The following is a 16,117-nucleotide window of genomic DNA, read 5'->3' on the forward strand; positions in this document are numbered from 1 at the left end:
TGAACCCTAGGCCGTCCGGGTGAACACATCGTGGATGACCTGCCCGTCGCGGACCGTGCGCAGGCAGCGGGGCAGTGTCGCCCCTTCTTCCAGGTTCGGCAGCGGAGGCACGCCCGCCCGCGGGTCGGTCGACCAGCGCTGCACCCGCGAGTCCGGTGTCGCGACGACCAGGTCCGTGGCGTCCCAGATCGCGTAGTGCGCGGGAGCGCCCGGGACCAGGCTGCCGGTGACGCCGTCGTTGACCCCGGCGGCACGGTGACCCGCGCGGGTGTGGGCGGTGAAGGACGCGCGAGCGGACAGCCCCGCGCCCGGGGTGCGGTGGTAGGTGCCGGCGCGGACAGTGGCCCACGGGTCGACCGGCGTGACCGGGGCGTCGGAACCGAAGGCGAGCAGGAGTCCTTCGGCGGCCATGGCAGCGAAGGGGTTCAGCTTCGCGGCCCGTTCGCCGCCGAGGCGGTCGACGTACATCCCGTGCTCGCCACCCCATTCCGCGTCGAACTGCGGCTGGACCGACGCGACAACGCCCCAGCCCGCGAGCGCCCGCGCCTGCTCGACGTCGATCATCTCGACGTGTTCGAGCCGGTGGTGCCGGGCGGCCAGCGCGCGCTGGCCGACAGTCTTCTCCGCAAGACGGAATCCTTCGACGACCTCGGCGACCGCTGCGTCGCCGATGACATGGAAACCGGCCTGCAGTCCCGCTTCGGTGCAGGCGGAGATGTGCTCACCGATGGCGGCGGCGTCGAGGTAAAGCGTCCCGGAGGTGCCGTGCGCGTCGGCGTACGGCTCGTGCAGGGCGGCGGTGCGGGAGCCGAGGGCGCCGTCGACGAACAAGTCGCCCGCCACTCCCCTGGCACCCAGTGCGCGAGCGGTGTCGACTCCGCCGCGTTCGCCCCAGTAGCCGACGACCTCCGGCAGTCCCGGTTCCGCGGCGAGCGCGAGCAGTTCGGTGAGGTCTTCGGCGCCGGAAATGTCGGGGCCTGCGCATTCGTGGACGCTGACGACCCCCCTCGCGGCGGCTTCGGCGAGGAACGCGCGCTGGGCCTCGCGTCGCTGACCGGGCGTGATCGCCTCGCGCATGGCCGCGCGGACGCGGTGATGCGCGTCGCGGGTCAGTGGCCCGTCGGCCGACCAGCCCGCCGCGTCGCGCACACCGGGTGCCAAGGCGACGAGGGCGCTGGAGACGAGCGCGGAGTGGACGTCGACCCGGCTCAGGTACACCGGGGTTCCGTTCGCCGCCTCGTCGAGTTCGGCTCGGCTGGGCAGCCTGGCGTCGGTCCAGCGGGACTCGTCCCAGCCGTGCGCGACCAGCACCTGGCCAGGCCGGACGGCGTCACGGACCGCGGCCAGCAGTTCTCCGGCGCCGCGGATGTTCGCGAGGTTCAGCCCGGTGAGGTGCAGACCGGTCGCGGTGGCGTGGACATGCGCGTCGACGAACGCGGGTGCGACGAAGGCACCGTCGAGATCGACCACCTCGGCGTCGGGATGCAATGCCCTGGCCGGGCCGTCCTGTCCCACCCAGACGACGGTGCCGTCCGTGATCGCCATGGCGGTGGCGTCGGGGGCCGAGGGGCTGTAGATGCGCCCGCCGAGCAGGAGCGTGGTTCGCGCGTTCGTCACCCTCCCGAGTTTGCAGCGTGCGGGTGATCACGACGTGGCGAGGGTCGCTGAAATGAGCCGGGAAGCTCGAAACCGAGTCGCCTACGCGGCTTGACGCGGTTCATCACCTCGATTTCTCGGCGAGCCTGCTGCTCCTCGCCGCGGCATCACACCCGGTCGAAGGCGGAGGCAGTGTCGATCCGACACACCGCGCATGACAGGAATATTTACGTCTTCGGAACGATGTGACAGGATATTTTCACGCGTTTCCGACGACGAGGAGTACAAGTGACTGCGATCCAGGAGCCGACCTCGCCGGTAGCCGCCTACGATCAGCCCTACGACTACACCCGAGTCGAGCTGATCGAACCCGACTGGCGCCGCTTCCCCGGCTGGCATGACGTGACCGAGGCAGAGTGGCGCGACGCGCAGTGGCAGCGAGTGCACTGCATCCGCAACGCCAAGCAGCTGCGTGCCCTGATGGGCGATCAGCTCGATGAGCGCTTCTACGAGGACATGCTCGCCGACCAGCGCGAGATGGCCACGATGTCGATGCTGCTGCCGCCGCAGATGATCAACACGATGGCGCCCAACGCGGGCACCGACCCGGCGAAGGTGACCGAGGCCTGGTACGCCGACCCCATCCGCCGCTACATGCTCCCGGTGCGCAGCGACCGCGACACCGAGTGGCCGAGCCACCCGCACTCCGAACGGGACTCACTGCACGAGGCCGAGATGTGGGTCGTGGAGGGGCTGACGCACCGTTATCCCACCAAGGTCCTCGCCGAGATGATCTCCACCTGCCCCCAGTACTGCGGGCACTGCACCCGCATGGACCTGGTCGGCAACTCGACCGAGCTGATCGAGAAGCACAAGCTCTCACTCAAGCCCGTCGATCGCCAGGACGCGATGATCGAGTACCTGAAGAAGACCCCCGGCGTGCGCGACGTGGTGGTTTCTGGCGGCGACGTCGCCAACGTGCCGTGGCCGCAGCTGGAGTCGTTCCTCATGCGGCTGATGGACATCGACACCGTCCGCGACATCCGGCTCGCGACCAAGGCGCTCGCCGCCCTGCCGCAGCACTGGATCCAGCCGAAGATCGTCGAAGGACTCGAGCGTGTCGCCGTCACCGCGCAGCGCCGCGGCATCAACCTCGCGATCCACACCCACGTCAACCACGCGCAGTCGGTCACCCCGCTGGTCGCCGAAGCCGCCCGGACCGCGCTCGACGTCGGCGTCCGCGACGTGCGCAACCAGGGCGTGCTGATGAAGGGCGTCAACGCGACCCCGGCCGAACTACTGGACCTGTGCTTCGCGTTGCAGGGCGAGGCGAACATCCTGCCGTACTACTTCTACATGTGCGACAGCATTCCCAATGCTGAGCACTGGCGCGTCGCCGTCTGGGAAGCGCAGGAGCTACAGCACGCGATCATGGGGTATCTGCCCGGCTACGCCACTCCGCGGATCGTCTGCGATGTCCCGTACGTCGGGAAGCGCTGGGTCCACCAGCTCGCCGAATATGACCGTGAGCTGGGGATTTCCTACTGGACCAAGAACTACCGGACAGGGATCGAGCACGAGGACCCCGAAGCCTTGCAGCGCCGCTACCCCTACTACGACCCGATCTCCACCCTGTCCGAAGCCGGCCAGAAATGGTGGGCCAGTCAGCACGGCTGACTTCTACATGTGCGTAGATGAAACCGGTGGTCCCGAACGTTGTTCGGGGCCACCGGTAACGGCAAGCCGCAGACGAATCAGACAGTGCCTCGCACGGTGAAAGCACCGACCGGCTTTGACGCCCGGTCTGCAGGTTGGCTGAGTACAACTGAGACATCTCATGCTGGACCAAGAACCACCTGACCAGCGCAGACGTCGCCAGCATGGGTCGACACAGACCTCCAACCTGCCCCAGAGATCCTGTCTGGCCATGCGCCGGTAGAGCCACCGAGAGACATCGGGCACCTGCACCCAACTCCGGGCGGCCCGAGGGGTAGATCTTCAGTGGTGCTCCCCAAGGCGGGCAGGTGCCGCTGCGACCGATCGCGAAACGGCCCAGGAACGGACGAGAAGATCCAGAGTGGACATTCCAAGCCGACCGACCTTGCAGCGCGAATCAACGCTCTGAAAGCCGTCCCACAGCCAATTTCTTCCACCACCTAATCGGCGCATCCTAAACAAAGTCGTGTGCGCAGAAGTATTCAGTCTTTGTGGATCTTTTCCCTGCGACTTCATGCTTCGAATACTCCCTGCCTCATAGCCAGGCAATACTCCACCACTGGCGACTGAGAGTAGTTGCTTGCAAGTGGAACTCTGCTCGGCCAGCAGCATCCTCATGTCATCCACTGCGCGAGAGCACCACCGAACGGTCGCCACCTTGATCATCGACGCCGTCACCGATGCCGTGCTGACCGCCTCGCGGCTGCTGGTCGCAATCTCGGCCGAGTCCATCGAGTCGGTCGGCGACGCGGTCACTCTCCCCAGTGTCGTCGGCTACGTGATCGTCTCGACGGTCGCGTTGTCGACCCATCGGGCCACGATGCTGAACGCGGCCAGCTGTTCCAGCGCTTCGGACTCGCTGATCTCGTCGCCGTCTTCATGGGCGTTCGGGTTCCGGATGGCGGAGAAGACACCACGAGCGAAGTTCCCGGCGCCAACATGCAGGCTTCGGAACGAATCGCCGCCGTCGTCCGCGACGATGCGGAGACGGGGTGCCCGCTGGCGGACGCGTTCGTGGAGAACGCGTCGGAGAGAAGTCTTTCAACTTGCCGATCGCCCACTCACGGTTCAGCTGTGACATGGCCAGAGACTGCCATACCCCACCGACACAACCCTCACCATGACCAGCTCATCCGAACGCCAGGGGCGTGACGGCGGAGCTGACCAAGGGCGCGAGCGAGGTTTCCGCTGAGCCGGACCGGGGCCTTGTCGGAGCCGAGCAGGTCCGCGGCTTTGGTGTAGAGCGACCCGGCGTTCGGTTGCATCGGCGCGGACGTCGTTCGCGACGCGCTCCTGGTGGGCGAGGGCGCGTTCGCGGTTGTCGAGGTCGGCCTCGATGGAATGCTGACGCCGCCAGGCGAGGTACAGGGCGACGACGACGCTGCCGACACCGATGCTGAGCCCGATCTTCAACGCGTCGAGACGGGCCTTCACCAGGTTGGGGCCGGTGAGTCCGGCGGTGGCCGGCTACCACAACGCCACCATCGCCGCCGCGGTCAGGACTGCGATCACAGCCGCGGCGGTCCACATCGCCGTCCGCGTCAACTCCGGCAACCACCGCACCGACGACGACGTCGTCGTCCTTTGACTCGGTGGGGGATGGAGGTGGCCGGTCGCCGCGGGCATCGTCAGCAACACGCTCTTGGTGCGCTTGGGTGGCCGCGGCGACGGCCTGCTGGTGGGCGAGTGTGTTCGCGGCGGTGCGTTCGGCCAGCTCGTGCGCCTCGTACTTGGCCAGGAGGTCGAGTTCGGTCGAGCGCTGACGTCGGATCCCCAGCCACAGGACGAGCACGCCGCCGAGGCCGACGCCCAGGGTGCCGCCGGTCCGGATCACATCCAGCTTCGCGCCGTCCACACCGATGCCGAGCATCAGCCACACCGCACCGACCGCGACCAGCAGCATTACCGGAATCCCCACGGCGATCACCCAGCCCGGGATCGGCCGCAACACCGGCCGCACCTCACCCGACGACGCCGGCGTCTCCAGGCCCGCCGCCCTAGTCAGCTCCGCTGGCCGTCGGGTCGATGAGGTCAGGCTCGGTGGCGGGCTGGTGGCGGCCGGGGGCCGCGGGTCGTCGGTCATGACCATCATCGTCGCGGAACGTGGCGGGAACGTTTTGGCCGCCTTCTAAGCTGTCGCCGGCTGGGCGACACACTTTCCGGTGCTGGCCGGTTGTGGCGGGGTTGTTGTTTAGTCTCCCGGCTCACGGAAGCCAGGAAGAGCCCTGAGTACCTAAGATCGGCGGCGGACGCCGTCGAGCAGTTCCGTGCGGCGCTGGCCGAGTTTCTCGAGCTGCATGTCATCAACGAAGTTGTCGGCGGGGTATGCGCCAGCGGTGTTTCCCCGGGACGGTGTGGATCCGAAGGAGATCGAGGAGCTTCGGGGGTGACCTGGCTGGCTGGGCGTGCTTCGGCGGCGATTTCGTTGACGGGTGGTTCGATCGCCGTGCAGGGGGCGGGTGTGATCGATCCGATCCAGAACTAGGTGACGATCACGCGGCCGAAGCCGTTGCAGGAGAGCGTCGATGTTCTGGGGGCCTGTGACTACGCCCTCGGCCGCATCGAGGATTTGATCTTGCGAGCGGAGGCGGAGCTCCCTCCGACGGTCGGAGCGGAGGCGATGCACGCCGCGGTCTGGGATCCGATCTCGCGGTCGTGGAACGACGGCCACTTCCGGGAGGCGGTGGCGGCGGAGTCGGTGGTGGGGATGGTGAAGGCCCGGACGGGCCGCAACGACGTGTCGACGACGTCGTTGCGGCAGCAGGCCTTCGCCAAGGACGCGCCGAAACCGGGCAGCCGCGGCAGCGCGGCGGGCTTCCACGGTGGGTCTGCCGAAGCAGGCCAGGTTCGGCAACCACGACGACACGTCCCCCGCCAGCACCAAACGGCCATCAGCCGCCCGCGGCAGCGGCAACCAGCGAGCACAACGTGCAGCCGGGCGAAATCGATCCGACCGCAGTTCACCGCGTCGCAGAGGGCGCGTGTCCACGCCGGTGCCAGCGGCAACACCGGCCCATCAGCGCGCAGCACCGCCTCGGCCAGTTCGAACAACGCATCCGTCCGCGCGGTCAGGCACCCATAGAACTCCTGACGAAACGCCGCCAGATCCCCGAGCGCGCCTTCGCGCCCGCCATCATGCACACAGATCACCGCAGCCCTTGAATGGCCTCTTCCGTACGTCGAGTGGCGGCTTTCGACTGCTTGGATGGTGGCTGTCTGAGGAGATTCTTCCAGGTCAGGGGACGTCCAGTGTGGACTACTAGCACAACGCAGGCCACCCGTAAGATGTAACGTACTAGTCACAATGGAGTAGCGCCCGGACGTGGCCAGTGCCTTTATACCGCCCGCCCGTGTGGACAACCCTCCCGCTTTGAACGCTCACGTAATTGGCTCTGAACGGTGGAGGCGACAATGACGACGGGCACGACCAGCGGCGGCAATCCAGATGCCGAGGTGAACGTGTTCGCCGTCGAACTCGAACGCTGGCGCGACGTCCGCGGGTTCTCCCGCGCCGCACTGGCGAAGGCCATGGGCTACGACCGCTCCTACGTCTCCAAGGTGCTCTCCGGCACCGAGCGCCCCTCGGAAGCCTTCGCCGGCCACGCCGAAGCCGCACTCCGCGCCGGCGGCGCCCTGCGCTACGACGACGGCGTCTACCGGCTCACCCAGCGCCGCCACCTGGTCAACCACGGCACCCAGCCGATCACCCGCTACCTGATCCGCATCTCGGTCGACCGCTTCCCGGGCGACCCTGAACGCTCGAACCAGCTCTACTCCGAAAACCCTCTGACCTGGGACGAGATCGACCTGCACGCCTGGCACGGCCGCGACCGCGCGAACCCGATGCGCTGGACCGCCCACCACGACCGAGACGCCTTCAAGGAAGTCTGGCTGCTCTTCGCCGGCGAGAACGGGCATTTTCCGTTGTATCCCGGGGAATCCTGCTGGATCGAGTACGAATACACCGTCAGCGAAGAACACTGGGGCAACTGGTTCCAACGCGCCGTCCGCTCTCGGTATGCCTGGACTTCCCCGCCGATCTCGCCACATCGGTCTGGGGCCTGCACACCTCGATGACCGCGCAGGCGATGCCGTTCGCCACCGCGATCGGCCGCGACGACACCGGCGACCGGCACATCTTCTCGTGGTCCTGCGAGGACCCGCCACTTCACGCCGGCCGACGGGCCGCCGCCCGCACCAAGCGAGGTGATGGCCTCACTCGGCATCGTACAAGACAACGACCCGGCACTGCGCCGCGTCGCCCACCGATTCGACCTGCCAGCCGAGGCCGAGGACGCCCGCCGCGTAGTGACCGCGCTGAACTCGGCCTGCGAACGGGTCGGCCAAGCCCACACTTTCGGCAAGGGTATGGGCATCGCAGCCCCGCAGATCGGGATCGACCGCCCCGCAGCCATCGTCCGCACACCAGACGGCGAGGCACTCACCCTGTTCAACCCCACCATCATCGAATCCAGCGGCGACACCGACGAACAATACGAGGGCTGTCTGTCCTTCTTCGACGTCCGCGGCCAAGTCCCACGCTCGCACATCATCCACGTTGAACACACCACCATCGACGGCACCACGAAGATCACCGTGTTCGAGCGCGGCGTCGCCCGGCTGGTCGCCCACGAGCTCGACCACCTGCACGGCACGCTCTACACCGATCGCATGCACGACGGCACGGCACCGATCCCGGTCGAGCAGTACCGCGGAACCGGAACCACCTGGAAGTACTGACACCCCGGTCGGCAGTCCAAACCTGGCCACGACGGTCGACGCTTGCGATCCGATGAGCGCGCCCGCCACCCGCGTTGTCGCGAGGCCGAAGCGATCCTGGACGCGCCCGGAAGCCGGAGCCGAGGACCGGGTCTCCGTGCCACTGGCCCACTCCCCGCACGTCGCGCTGGCCTCGGTCTATCGCCGCGACACGACGGCGAGCTTCGCCCCCGAGACACTCGGCAACTAGCGCGGGCGCCTTCCGGTGGGGCTTGCCAATCTGACCTCCGGTACAGATAACCCGGCGGTCGAACGTCACCGGACTATCGTGGTGCAGTGTTCCTTCCTACGTTGACCGAGCCAGTCGAACTCATCGAGGTGATTCGTCTCGGCGACAACGAACTGGTGGCCATCTGGGAAGCAGCAGAGGCCCGCACCGCGCTCACGTTGGTGGCCGCTCTGCCCAAGGGCGAGCTCAAACGATGCTTCATCCCAGGCTGGAAGATCCTGGCGCACAGCGCCACGCAGTTCCTGTTCGAGATCAGCTTCTGCTTCCGATGCGACGGCGCGCTACTGCGCGGCCCCACCGTGGACCCCGAGCAAGAGATAATTCACGGCTTCGACTCAGAAGACTCCACCAGTCGAGAGCTGCTGGCGCGGCTACGAGCGGCAGCCGAGGCTTGAGGTCTGCGGCGGCCCGCTCGGGGGCAGGCCACGTGGTCAACCCACTGTCCGTGGCGAGTCGGGTCGTCGGTCGGTGCGTTCGCCGCCGAGCGCCGACCGTTCCGGGGCGTCCTGGAGCCGGTGGGCCACTCGCATGGTCGGTAACGACAGCGTCCCACTCACCGAGACCGGTTGGGCACTCGTGTTACCTGTTCCGCGTGGCCCCGGGCGCGCCTGATGGTCTGACCGGCATTCGGGCGAGGACGTCGAGTTGCCTGAGCACCCGCTTGGCGTCGGCGTCGCGGCCTTGTTCCTGGTATAGCTCCAGTGCCCGCCGCCAGGCGGCGCGGGCAAGGGCGTGGTCGCCGAGGGCTGCGTGGGGGTGGCCGAGGTTGTCGAGGGTGTCGGCGGCTTCGGTGGTGTTGCCGACACCGCGGTACAGGGTGAGGGCCTGCCGGTAGTGGCCGATGGCCCGTCGGTGGTGTCCGGTGTGGTGGTCGATGAAGCCCAGGCTGTCCAAGGCGTCCGCCTCGCCGTCGAGGTCCTCATAGTGCCGGTGCAGGACAAGGGCGGCCTGGCAGTGCTCGCGGGCGGTGTCGTACTCGCCGAGACGGGCGGCGGTCCAGCCCACCGCGTTGAGCGCGACGGCTTCCCAGACCGGTGAGTCGACGACGCGGAAGAGGTCCAGGGCATGGCGGGCGTGCTCCAGCGCCTTCCGGTCGTCCCCCCGCTGCTCCCACGCCCACCCGAGGGCATGGTGGGTATGGGCCTGCTGAGTGGGCTCGTCGTGGTATTCGGCCAATTCGAGGGCTTCCTGCAGATGGAGAATGGCTTGCTCGTGGTGGTCCAGCTCGGCATGCGCGTGGCCGAGGAGCCGGTGGGCGAGGATACGAGCGGTGGGATCGGGCAGTTGGTCGGCGGCTTCGGTGGCGACCTCCCATACGGCCAGGTCGTCGTGATGGCGGCCCCGCCGGCGGTGGAAGGTGCTCAAGGTCCAGGCGATCCGCCACACAGTGTGGTGGCGGCGGTGAGCGGCCGCGGTGTGCTGCGCGGCAAGCAGGTGCGGGTGGTGGGTGTCCAGCCACGCCCACGCGGCCGGTCGGTCGGTCAGCGACTGGGGGTGAGCGTCGGGAACGGGAGGGTCGAGCTGGATCGGCGGACGATAAGGGTCCAGGAGCCTTTCGGCGGTATAGGCGGTGTGCAGGTGGAAGTCGACCACGCGGTCCAGCGCGGCCCGCCGTACCGGCTCAGCCACGTCGTCGGCGAGACTGGTGGCGTAGGCACGGACCAGGTCGTGCATGGCATACCGACCACCCGCGCGCCGATCGAGCAGGGAGTGATCCTCCAGGACACGCAAGGTCCTGCGGGTATCGGTCGGCGGCAGACCGCTCAAACACGCGGCGGCGGGCAGGTCGATGTCCGGGCCGGGAGCCAGCCCGAGCAGCGCGAACACCGTCCGCTGCCGGTCGGTGAGCCACCTCAGGGACCAGGACAGCACCGCGGGCAGGCTGGCGGCGGGGTCGATGTCGTGGTCGAACATCTCCAGGCCCAGGTCGCGAAGTTCGGCGACGAACTCAAGCAGTGGGATCTTCGGGCGGGTGGCGGCGTGACGGGCGGTGATCGCCAAGGCCAGCGGATGGCGTCCGCACAGCTCGGTCAGCTCGTCGGTCACCTCGGGCGTGGCGTCGGCCCGTTGCTCGCGCAGCCGCGTGGCCAGCAGCGCGCGGGCCTCGCCGCGGGTGAAGATGTCCAGGGACAGGTGACGGGCGCCGTACCGGTCGATCAACGAGGGGAGCCTGGTGCGGCTGGTGACCAGCACGGTGCACGAAGTGCCACCGGGCAGCAGCGGGACGACCTGGTCGGCGGTGGCGGCATTGTCCAGCAGGACCAGTATCCGCTTACCCGCGACCAGGCCCCGGTACAGCGCGGCGAGTGCGTCCAGGTCCGACGGGAGCCCAGCGGGATGGACGCCGAGGGCGCTGAGGAACCCTCGCACCGCATCGGCCGGGTCGGTCGGGTGTCCGGTGGGGCTGAACCCCCGCAGGTCGACGAACAGTTGCCCGTCAGGGAAGCGGTCTAAGTTGCGGTGCGCCCACGCGAGCGCCAGCCAGGTCTTGCCGATCCCGCCCACCCCACCGATGGCCGAGATCACCATCGTCCTTGCCGCCGCCTGGCCCGGCTGTGGGCGCGGCACTACGTCGTCTCCGGTGGCGGTCAGGACTCGGTCCAATTCGGCCAGTTCGGGAACGCGGCCGGTAAACAACGCGGGAGCGGCAGGCAATTGGCGGGGCACCCCCCGTGATCGGTCCGTCTCCGCGCTGGGGACGGCCAGGACAGGGTCGGCGGCGAGGATCTGCTGGTACATCTGTTGGAGGGGTGGCCCGGGATCGGTGCCCAGCTCGTCGGCCAGCCGGGTGCGCAGCCGTTGATAGTGGTCCAGGGCGTCGGCTTGGCGGCCGCTGCGGTACAGCGCGAGCATGAACTGTCCGGCCAGCCGCTCGTCCAACGGGTGGACGGCGTGCAGGGAGGCCAGATCGGCGAGCAGGGCGGTGTGCCGGCCGGTGCGCAGTCGAAGGTCGGCGTAGTCCAGTTCGGCGGCCCACCGCTGCCGGTCCAGCTCGGCGCGCATGGTGTGCATCCACGGCGTATCCAGGCCCGCGCAGGGCTCTCCCCGCCACAATTCCAATGCCTGCTTGAACAACGCCGTCGCATCATCATCGTTGTCCGCGGCGCGGGCGGCGGCGAGCAGCCTGCGGAACCGGTGCAGGTCCACTGCGTCCTCATCGACGTTCAGCACGTAGCCGCCATCCCGGTGCACGATGCCGGCCTCGTCGCTGAGCCGCAGGGATCGACGCAGGCGAGACAGATAGCCGTACAGCGTGTCCCTGCCGCCGCCTGGGATTCGTTCACCCCAGGCGCGGTCGAGGAGTTGATCGGCCGACAGCCACTGGTTGGCCTCGATCAGCAACACCGCCAGCACAAACCGCTGCCGGGCATGGCCCAGCTCGACCGGCCGGTCATCGATCCACGCCGCCACCGGACCCAACACACGGAACCTCACCACCATCGCGAACATCCCCCCAACCGGCGTCCCCGTCAGCGCCGGTTTAGCAGTGGTGTCCGGCGATTGCAGGTTTCCCGCAGGTTTTCCCTCGAACAGCCGAGCACCATGACGGACGAGGCGGACAAACGGAACGGGACACGCTCACCACACTCGTCACCCGAACGCCATTGTCAAAAAGAAACCGGTCGGGAGGCCCCGGTCTTCGCACACACACCCGCTCAACGCGGTGACACTACGCCGTGTCTCGGATTGCCCCCTCTCGCGTGATCACTCGTTCACACAACCAGAAGGGTATTTCGATGGTTAGACGCGTGATTGTTCTTCTTCTCGCTGTCATCACGTCGATCAGCTTGGCTTCCAACACTTCAGCTCAGGCCGCACCCGTTGCGGCTGCTGACCGGGCGGTCGTCACGACGCTCTCCGACGCCCAGATGGACAGGATGATCGCCGAGGCCGCCGCCACCCTGCCCGCCCCGGGCGGCGCCGAGTGGGCGGCACGCGAGGCCGCGCCGCAGACGTTCACCCTGCACCCGCGCACCGGCACGGCAAGGACCGCCGCGGTCGTGGTCTGCTCGGCGTTCAGCCAGGTTCTGCGTAACGACGGTGGCGGTTTCTTCCTCGCCATCGGTGAGGCGTCCTCGTCCTGCCAGGCACCGGTCGACTACCTCAGCGCGAAAGCCACGCTGTACTTCTGGGTGCCCGACCTGAACCGCTGGGAGATCGCTTCGTACGGCAGCCTGGCCCTCGACTTGCCCTACAAGAGCCCGGGCGAGCCAGTCACCAGCGTCGCCAGCTCCAACTGCCGGGCCGCCTACTTCACCGTGCTCGGTATCCACGAAGCCCGGCTGGGCCGCAGCATCGCCACCGCCCGAACCGAGTCGAACTACAAGCAGTTCACCTGCGGCTGACCGGCCACGGTGGCGGGACCCGGCTTACCTGAGTTGCCGGTCCCGCCACCGGTCCAGGACACGTGGATCGGCTTGACGCCCCAGTTCTCTCGAGCGCACGCAAACCCGGCCGACATGAACAGGAAGGGATCGAGCCGCAACTGGCTCCCAAGACTGGGTCGATTCCCGGCAGCTCGAACTGCCCCGTTGGCCACGAAATGGGAAGCAAGCCTTGCCGACGACCAGCACTGACGCGGGAACGGCGCCCGGTCACCCTCTATCCGACCAGAACGCACACCGGCCTGGACTGGCTACACCCGGCCACAGCAAGACCAGTAGGGGCGTCTGTCGGTCACCTGGATCGGCCCGGCGGGAAGCAGCATGTCTGCCGAGGCCTTGAGGTCGGCGACGGTCCACCATCGGCGTTCGAGGACGCTCGCGCGTTCGTTCGCGGTTGGGGTGAGGGCCGCGGTGGGCTTGATGTCGCTGATCCTGGCGAGGAAGACGTGATCGAGACGACTGGGTTCCGGCCTCACGCATGAGCCGCTCGACCCGTTTGCGGTTGACCGGCAATCCGAGCGAGCGCCAGTTCCGCATGCACTCGCGGAGAGCCATAGGTTCCTCGTGAATCGGCATGGATTTGTTCGATGTTTTCAGCAGCAACGCGTTCCCTTCCTGGCGTGCCGAGGCTGGCCGGTCTCGCCATTCGCAATAGTCGGACCGAGACACGTTCAAGACCCGGCAGGCCTCCGTGACATCGATACCCGTTCGCGGCGAGTTCGTGGAACAGCGGGAAACGTTACTTTGGGAGGATGTTCTTCCGTGCGAAGTACGCGGCCGCGCGTTTCAAGATCTCGTTCTCCAGCGCAAGCTGCCGGTTCTTCCGGCGAAGCTCGGCAAGTTTCTCTTTTCTCTCCGCTGGTCAGCTTCGTTGTCGAGCCGTTCTCGTCGGCGTCGGCCTGAGCCAGCCTTGACGTGAAAGCGGGAATCAGCCCCTTCGTCCTGATGCCCGCCGGGCACCTTCAGGGGCCTGGCCGGAGATTCCGCCCTTGGGCAACATGGGTGTGCCTCGTTCACCGCGTCGCCAGCACACGACCCAAGCCCAGGTTTGGCGGGCTCATCTCATCAGCATGCCGTAAACGTGGCGGAACACGGCGCACTCGAGAGAACCGTCTTCTGAATTCGCGCGGAATAGGATATGTCGCTAAGGCTTCCGAAGAAATTTACGCCTGAATCTATAATAGTGAAAGTTTGGGCTGGTCACCCGCTTGGTGGATTACAGGTACCGGGAAAGTATTGCTATCGTATTCGCGTCAAGTCGATCAGGTAGGGGAAGGTCGCACTGACTGGCAAGTCTTTCGCAATGTTGTACGGACTTGCTCGAAAAGCATTTGTGAAAAGTGTGAAGCTGCGGGACTCCGATTAATTCCGCCGCGACTGGACCTTTGTCATACTGTGCCGCGGGGCCAAGGAAATGGCCTAGTCAATCCGAGGAGATTTCATGCTTCGACAGCTTTTCGGACGTGAGTCCATCGCGTCCTTGGGGATCAAACCGTTAGTCGTCATGGCAGCAGCCAGTGCCGCTCTCTTCGCCGCGCCGGCAGCGGCATCCGCCGCACCGGCCGGCACGGTCACGCCGGTTGCCCAGGATCAGGCCGCCACCTCCATCTCAGGCACCGCGAGCAGCGAGCGCGCCGACGCCGGCATCGCTGCCGTCTTCGACTGCCGGTACTTCAGCCGTGCACCGTTCCAGGTGCTCCAGTTCACCTGCCTGGTGCAGTCCGGTCACCTCAGGACGGTCGTGAACTGCGCCGACGGGCGGCGGGTCAGCTGGAGCGTGGGACCGAGGCCCAACTGGCAGACCTTCAGCCTCAGCTGTGCGCCCGCCCAATTCACCACCTTCGACTACTACACGCGCGGCTGACATATTCCAGAAGGCCCGACAGGACCGCAGTCCCCGCGTGGACTGCGGTCCTGTCCGTGGCGCCGACCGCTAGCCTGCGTCTTTCACGGGGTGTGATGTAGATCAGGTTCTGAAATGGAGGAAGTGCCTGTCCCGTAAGGAAAACTTGGGCTTGCGAAGGTCCAGGATTCACTCGGCAGGAAGGCACTTCCCTGGTGCAGGCTAGCAAGCTGTCACGGGTCCAGGTCACCGCGGACGGACAGGGCTGGTGTCGCGGGCCGGGGTGGCGTTGCTGCGGGAGCTGACGGTCGCCACCGGTCTGGGGACTGGCTGGTCGGACGCACTGCTCGACACCTACGACGGGATACCAGCTCACCTGCCGGGGCGGGTTTTGGCTGATCTGGCGGTGATGATCGCTGGTGGTGGTGACGCGCTGGCGCACTTGGCGACGCTGCGGGACCGGGACAAACTCTTCGGCCCGGTGGCCGTGATGAGTCCTGTCATCTGGTCACGGCTCGTGACCAGGATCGTGCAGGACGAGCCCCCGGGCAACAGTGGAAGAACCTGCGCGGTGTCCCGTGCGTTGTCGAGGACGATCAACATGTGCCGGTCCGCCACGCTGCTGCGGTACATCGCCGTCCGGGCGTCGGGATCGGCGGGGATCCGCGTCGACTCGACACCGAGCGCCTCGAGGAATCTGCGCAGGACCACGTGTGGCGAGCGCGGCTCATGTTCTGGTCCGAATCCCCCGAGATCGACGAAAAGCTGCCCATCGGGAAAGCGGTGCAGATTCCGGTGAGCCCAGTGCAGCGCGAGCCATGTCTTGCCCGCTCCCCCGACACCCCGGACGACGGCGATCGTCACGCCCGACCTCGCGTGCGTCTCGGACGCCAACTCCGCGTCGAGGACCTCGATATCGCGCGTACGGCCAACAAAGGAGCGCGGCTGCGCCGGCAGCTGACGCGGAACAACGGCCTCCGGCCGAGGAGGAGGTTCTGCCGCCTCGACGGTGGGCGGTCCCGCTTGATCGGGCAGGCAGATCCAGCCGAGAGCGTCGGTCTCTCTAACTGAGATCCGGACCATACGAAATGTCGCGGGGTCAAGCACGCCGCTGTGGCGAACGACCTCGTCGAAGAACCAGGCCGAGGTGATCAACGCGAGCACGCCCGGCGATCTCTGCAGCGCGCCTTTCAGGACTCTGGCCTCGAGAAGGCGGAACGCGAGGTTGATCGAGGCTGAGGTCACGCCATGGTCGTCAAAAGTCACTTCGCCTGCGTACGAAAACCAAGAATCCTGCTCCAGAAGGCACCGCCTGGCAAGTAGTCACGCCGCCCAAAACGGTCGCCGGTGCCGTAATCGTCGTACACCAAGGAACGCTCTACAAAGTCCCGCAGGTCGACGGTGAACCCAGATGACGCGAACGCCATCGCCGCCACGACGTACCGGAACAGGTTGCTGGTCTCTTGGCCGTGCCAGGCGTTCTCGAAACGCGGTTTCCTCGCCCAGCGGCAACCGTGACCGCGAGGCGTGAAAGTCGCGATTCACAGTGCTCACCACACTTGAATCCTC

The 16,117-nt window shown here is 67.1% G+C and carries 17 protein-coding genes; 9 read left to right on the forward strand and 8 right to left on the reverse strand.

Annotation, left to right across the window (positions count from 1 at the left end; genetic code table 11):
• Positions 1-6: 6 nt before the first annotated feature.
• Complete coding sequence (locus ACLARN_RS12795) at positions 7-1,617, reverse strand: amidohydrolase (protein WP_409491563.1); 1,611 nt, start codon at positions 1,615-1,617, stop codon at positions 7-9.
• Between the two features lie 267 nt (positions 1,618-1,884).
• On the opposite strand from ACLARN_RS12795, the gene ACLARN_RS12800 reads away from it, so the two are divergent.
• Positions 1,885-3,273 (forward strand): KamA family radical SAM protein, encoded by a 1,389-nt coding sequence (locus ACLARN_RS12800; RefSeq protein WP_409491564.1) that lies wholly within the window; start codon positions 1,885-1,887, stop codon positions 3,271-3,273.
• 813 nt (positions 3,274-4,086) lie between these two features.
• On the opposite strand, the gene ACLARN_RS12805 is transcribed toward ACLARN_RS12800, so the two are convergent.
• Complete coding sequence (locus ACLARN_RS12805) at positions 4,087-4,293, reverse strand: TIGR02391 family protein (RefSeq protein WP_409491601.1); 207 nt, start codon at positions 4,291-4,293, stop codon at positions 4,087-4,089.
• Positions 4,294-4,427: 134 nt separating this feature from the next.
• Positions 4,428-4,577: a hypothetical protein gene (locus ACLARN_RS12810; RefSeq protein ID WP_409491565.1), complete on the reverse strand. Its 150-nt coding sequence runs from the start codon at positions 4,575-4,577 to the stop codon at positions 4,428-4,430.
• A 128-nt stretch (positions 4,578-4,705) separates the two neighbouring features.
• Here ACLARN_RS12810 and ACLARN_RS12815 point away from each other — a divergent pair, with 128 nt between their 5' ends.
• The gene (locus ACLARN_RS12815; protein ID WP_409491566.1) at positions 4,706-4,900 is read left to right on the forward strand and encodes a hypothetical protein; all 195 of its coding nucleotides are present in this window, start codon (positions 4,706-4,708) and stop codon (positions 4,898-4,900) included.
• A gap of 271 nt (positions 4,901-5,171) precedes the next feature.
• A complete protein-coding gene (locus ACLARN_RS12820; protein WP_409491567.1) occupies positions 5,172-5,444 on the forward strand; it encodes a hypothetical protein in 273 nt (90 codons plus the stop codon).
• A gap of 412 nt (positions 5,445-5,856) precedes the next feature.
• Here ACLARN_RS12820 and ACLARN_RS12825 read toward each other — a convergent pair whose 3' ends face one another.
• Positions 5,857-6,453 (reverse strand): hypothetical protein, encoded by a 597-nt coding sequence (locus tag ACLARN_RS12825; protein ID WP_409491568.1) that lies wholly within the window; start codon positions 6,451-6,453, stop codon positions 5,857-5,859.
• A gap of 270 nt (positions 6,454-6,723) precedes the next feature.
• Between ACLARN_RS12825 and ACLARN_RS12830 the strand changes: the two genes are divergently transcribed.
• From ACLARN_RS12830 to ACLARN_RS12845, 4 genes are all read left to right on the forward strand, one after another.
• Positions 6,724-7,389: a multiprotein-bridging factor 1 family protein gene (locus tag ACLARN_RS12830; RefSeq protein ID WP_409491569.1), complete on the forward strand. Its 666-nt coding sequence runs from the start codon at positions 6,724-6,726 to the stop codon at positions 7,387-7,389.
• Between the two features lie 132 nt (positions 7,390-7,521).
• Positions 7,522-8,052, forward strand: a complete 531-nt coding sequence (locus tag ACLARN_RS12835) for a peptide deformylase (protein ID WP_409491570.1) — start codon at positions 7,522-7,524, stop codon at positions 8,050-8,052.
• 52 nt (positions 8,053-8,104) lie between these two features.
• Positions 8,105-8,281: a hypothetical protein gene (locus ACLARN_RS12840; RefSeq protein WP_409491571.1), complete on the forward strand. Its 177-nt coding sequence runs from the start codon at positions 8,105-8,107 to the stop codon at positions 8,279-8,281.
• A 101-nt stretch (positions 8,282-8,382) separates the two neighbouring features.
• On the forward strand, positions 8,383-8,715 hold the full coding sequence (locus ACLARN_RS12845) for a hypothetical protein (protein WP_409491572.1): 333 nt from the start codon (positions 8,383-8,385) through the stop codon (positions 8,713-8,715).
• A 184-nt stretch (positions 8,716-8,899) separates the two neighbouring features.
• On the opposite strand, the gene ACLARN_RS12850 is transcribed toward ACLARN_RS12845, so the two are convergent.
• Complete coding sequence (locus ACLARN_RS12850) at positions 8,900-11,761, reverse strand: AfsR/SARP family transcriptional regulator (RefSeq protein ID WP_409491573.1); 2,862 nt, start codon at positions 11,759-11,761, stop codon at positions 8,900-8,902.
• Between the two features lie 308 nt (positions 11,762-12,069).
• On the opposite strand from ACLARN_RS12850, the gene ACLARN_RS12855 reads away from it, so the two are divergent.
• A complete protein-coding gene (locus ACLARN_RS12855; protein WP_409491574.1) occupies positions 12,070-12,666 on the forward strand; it encodes a hypothetical protein in 597 nt (198 codons plus the stop codon).
• A gap of 290 nt (positions 12,667-12,956) precedes the next feature.
• On the opposite strand, the gene ACLARN_RS12860 is transcribed toward ACLARN_RS12855, so the two are convergent.
• Both ACLARN_RS12860 and ACLARN_RS12865 read right to left on the reverse strand, forming a co-directional pair.
• Positions 12,957-13,181, reverse strand: coding sequence for a hypothetical protein (locus tag ACLARN_RS12860; protein WP_409491575.1), 225 nt, complete (start codon positions 13,179-13,181; stop codon positions 12,957-12,959).
• A complete protein-coding gene (locus ACLARN_RS12865; protein ID WP_409491576.1) occupies positions 13,178-13,351 on the reverse strand; it encodes a transposase in 174 nt (57 codons plus the stop codon). Before ACLARN_RS12865 ends, ACLARN_RS12860 begins: the two co-directional genes overlap by 4 nt.
• 795 nt (positions 13,352-14,146) lie before the next feature.
• Between ACLARN_RS12865 and ACLARN_RS12870 the strand changes: the two genes are divergently transcribed.
• Positions 14,147-14,569 carry a hypothetical protein gene (locus ACLARN_RS12870; protein WP_409491577.1) on the forward strand — a complete coding sequence of 141 codons (423 nt, stop codon included), beginning with the start codon at positions 14,147-14,149 and terminating at the stop codon, positions 14,567-14,569.
• A 351-nt stretch (positions 14,570-14,920) separates the two neighbouring features.
• On the opposite strand, the gene ACLARN_RS12875 is transcribed toward ACLARN_RS12870, so the two are convergent.
• The gene (locus ACLARN_RS12875) at positions 14,921-15,793 is read right to left on the reverse strand and encodes a hypothetical protein (protein WP_409491578.1); all 873 of its coding nucleotides are present in this window, start codon (positions 15,791-15,793) and stop codon (positions 14,921-14,923) included.
• Positions 15,794-16,117 lie beyond the last annotated feature (324 nt).

The organism is Amycolatopsis sp. cmx-11-12 (assembly GCF_046269425.1).
Classification (GTDB): Bacteria; Actinomycetota; Actinomycetes; order Mycobacteriales; family Pseudonocardiaceae; genus Amycolatopsis.

Excerpts from the sequence above, each read along its gene's own strand:
- ACLARN_RS12865 (WP_409491576.1), bottom strand. The coding sequence starts at position 13,351 with ATGGCGAGACCGGCCAGCCTCGGCACGCCAGGAAGGGAACGCGTTGCT.
- ACLARN_RS12835 (WP_409491570.1), top strand. The coding sequence starts at position 7,522 with ATGGCCTCACTCGGCATCGTACAAGACAACGACCCGGCACTGCGCCGC.
- ACLARN_RS12810 (WP_409491565.1), bottom strand. The coding sequence starts at position 4,577 with ATGCAACCGAACGCCGGGTCGCTCTACACCAAAGCCGCGGACCTGCTC.
- ACLARN_RS12820 (WP_409491567.1), top strand. The coding sequence starts at position 5,172 with ATGCCGAGCATCAGCCACACCGCACCGACCGCGACCAGCAGCATTACC.
- ACLARN_RS12870 (WP_409491577.1), top strand. The coding sequence starts at position 14,147 with ATGCTTCGACAGCTTTTCGGACGTGAGTCCATCGCGTCCTTGGGGATC.
- ACLARN_RS12815 (WP_409491566.1), top strand. The coding sequence starts at position 4,706 with ATGCTGAGCCCGATCTTCAACGCGTCGAGACGGGCCTTCACCAGGTTG.
- ACLARN_RS12830 (WP_409491569.1), top strand. The coding sequence starts at position 6,724 with ATGACGACGGGCACGACCAGCGGCGGCAATCCAGATGCCGAGGTGAAC.
- ACLARN_RS12850 (WP_409491573.1), bottom strand. The coding sequence starts at position 11,761 with ATGGTGGTGAGGTTCCGTGTGTTGGGTCCGGTGGCGGCGTGGATCGAT.
- ACLARN_RS12840 (WP_409491571.1), top strand. The coding sequence starts at position 8,105 with ATGAGCGCGCCCGCCACCCGCGTTGTCGCGAGGCCGAAGCGATCCTGG.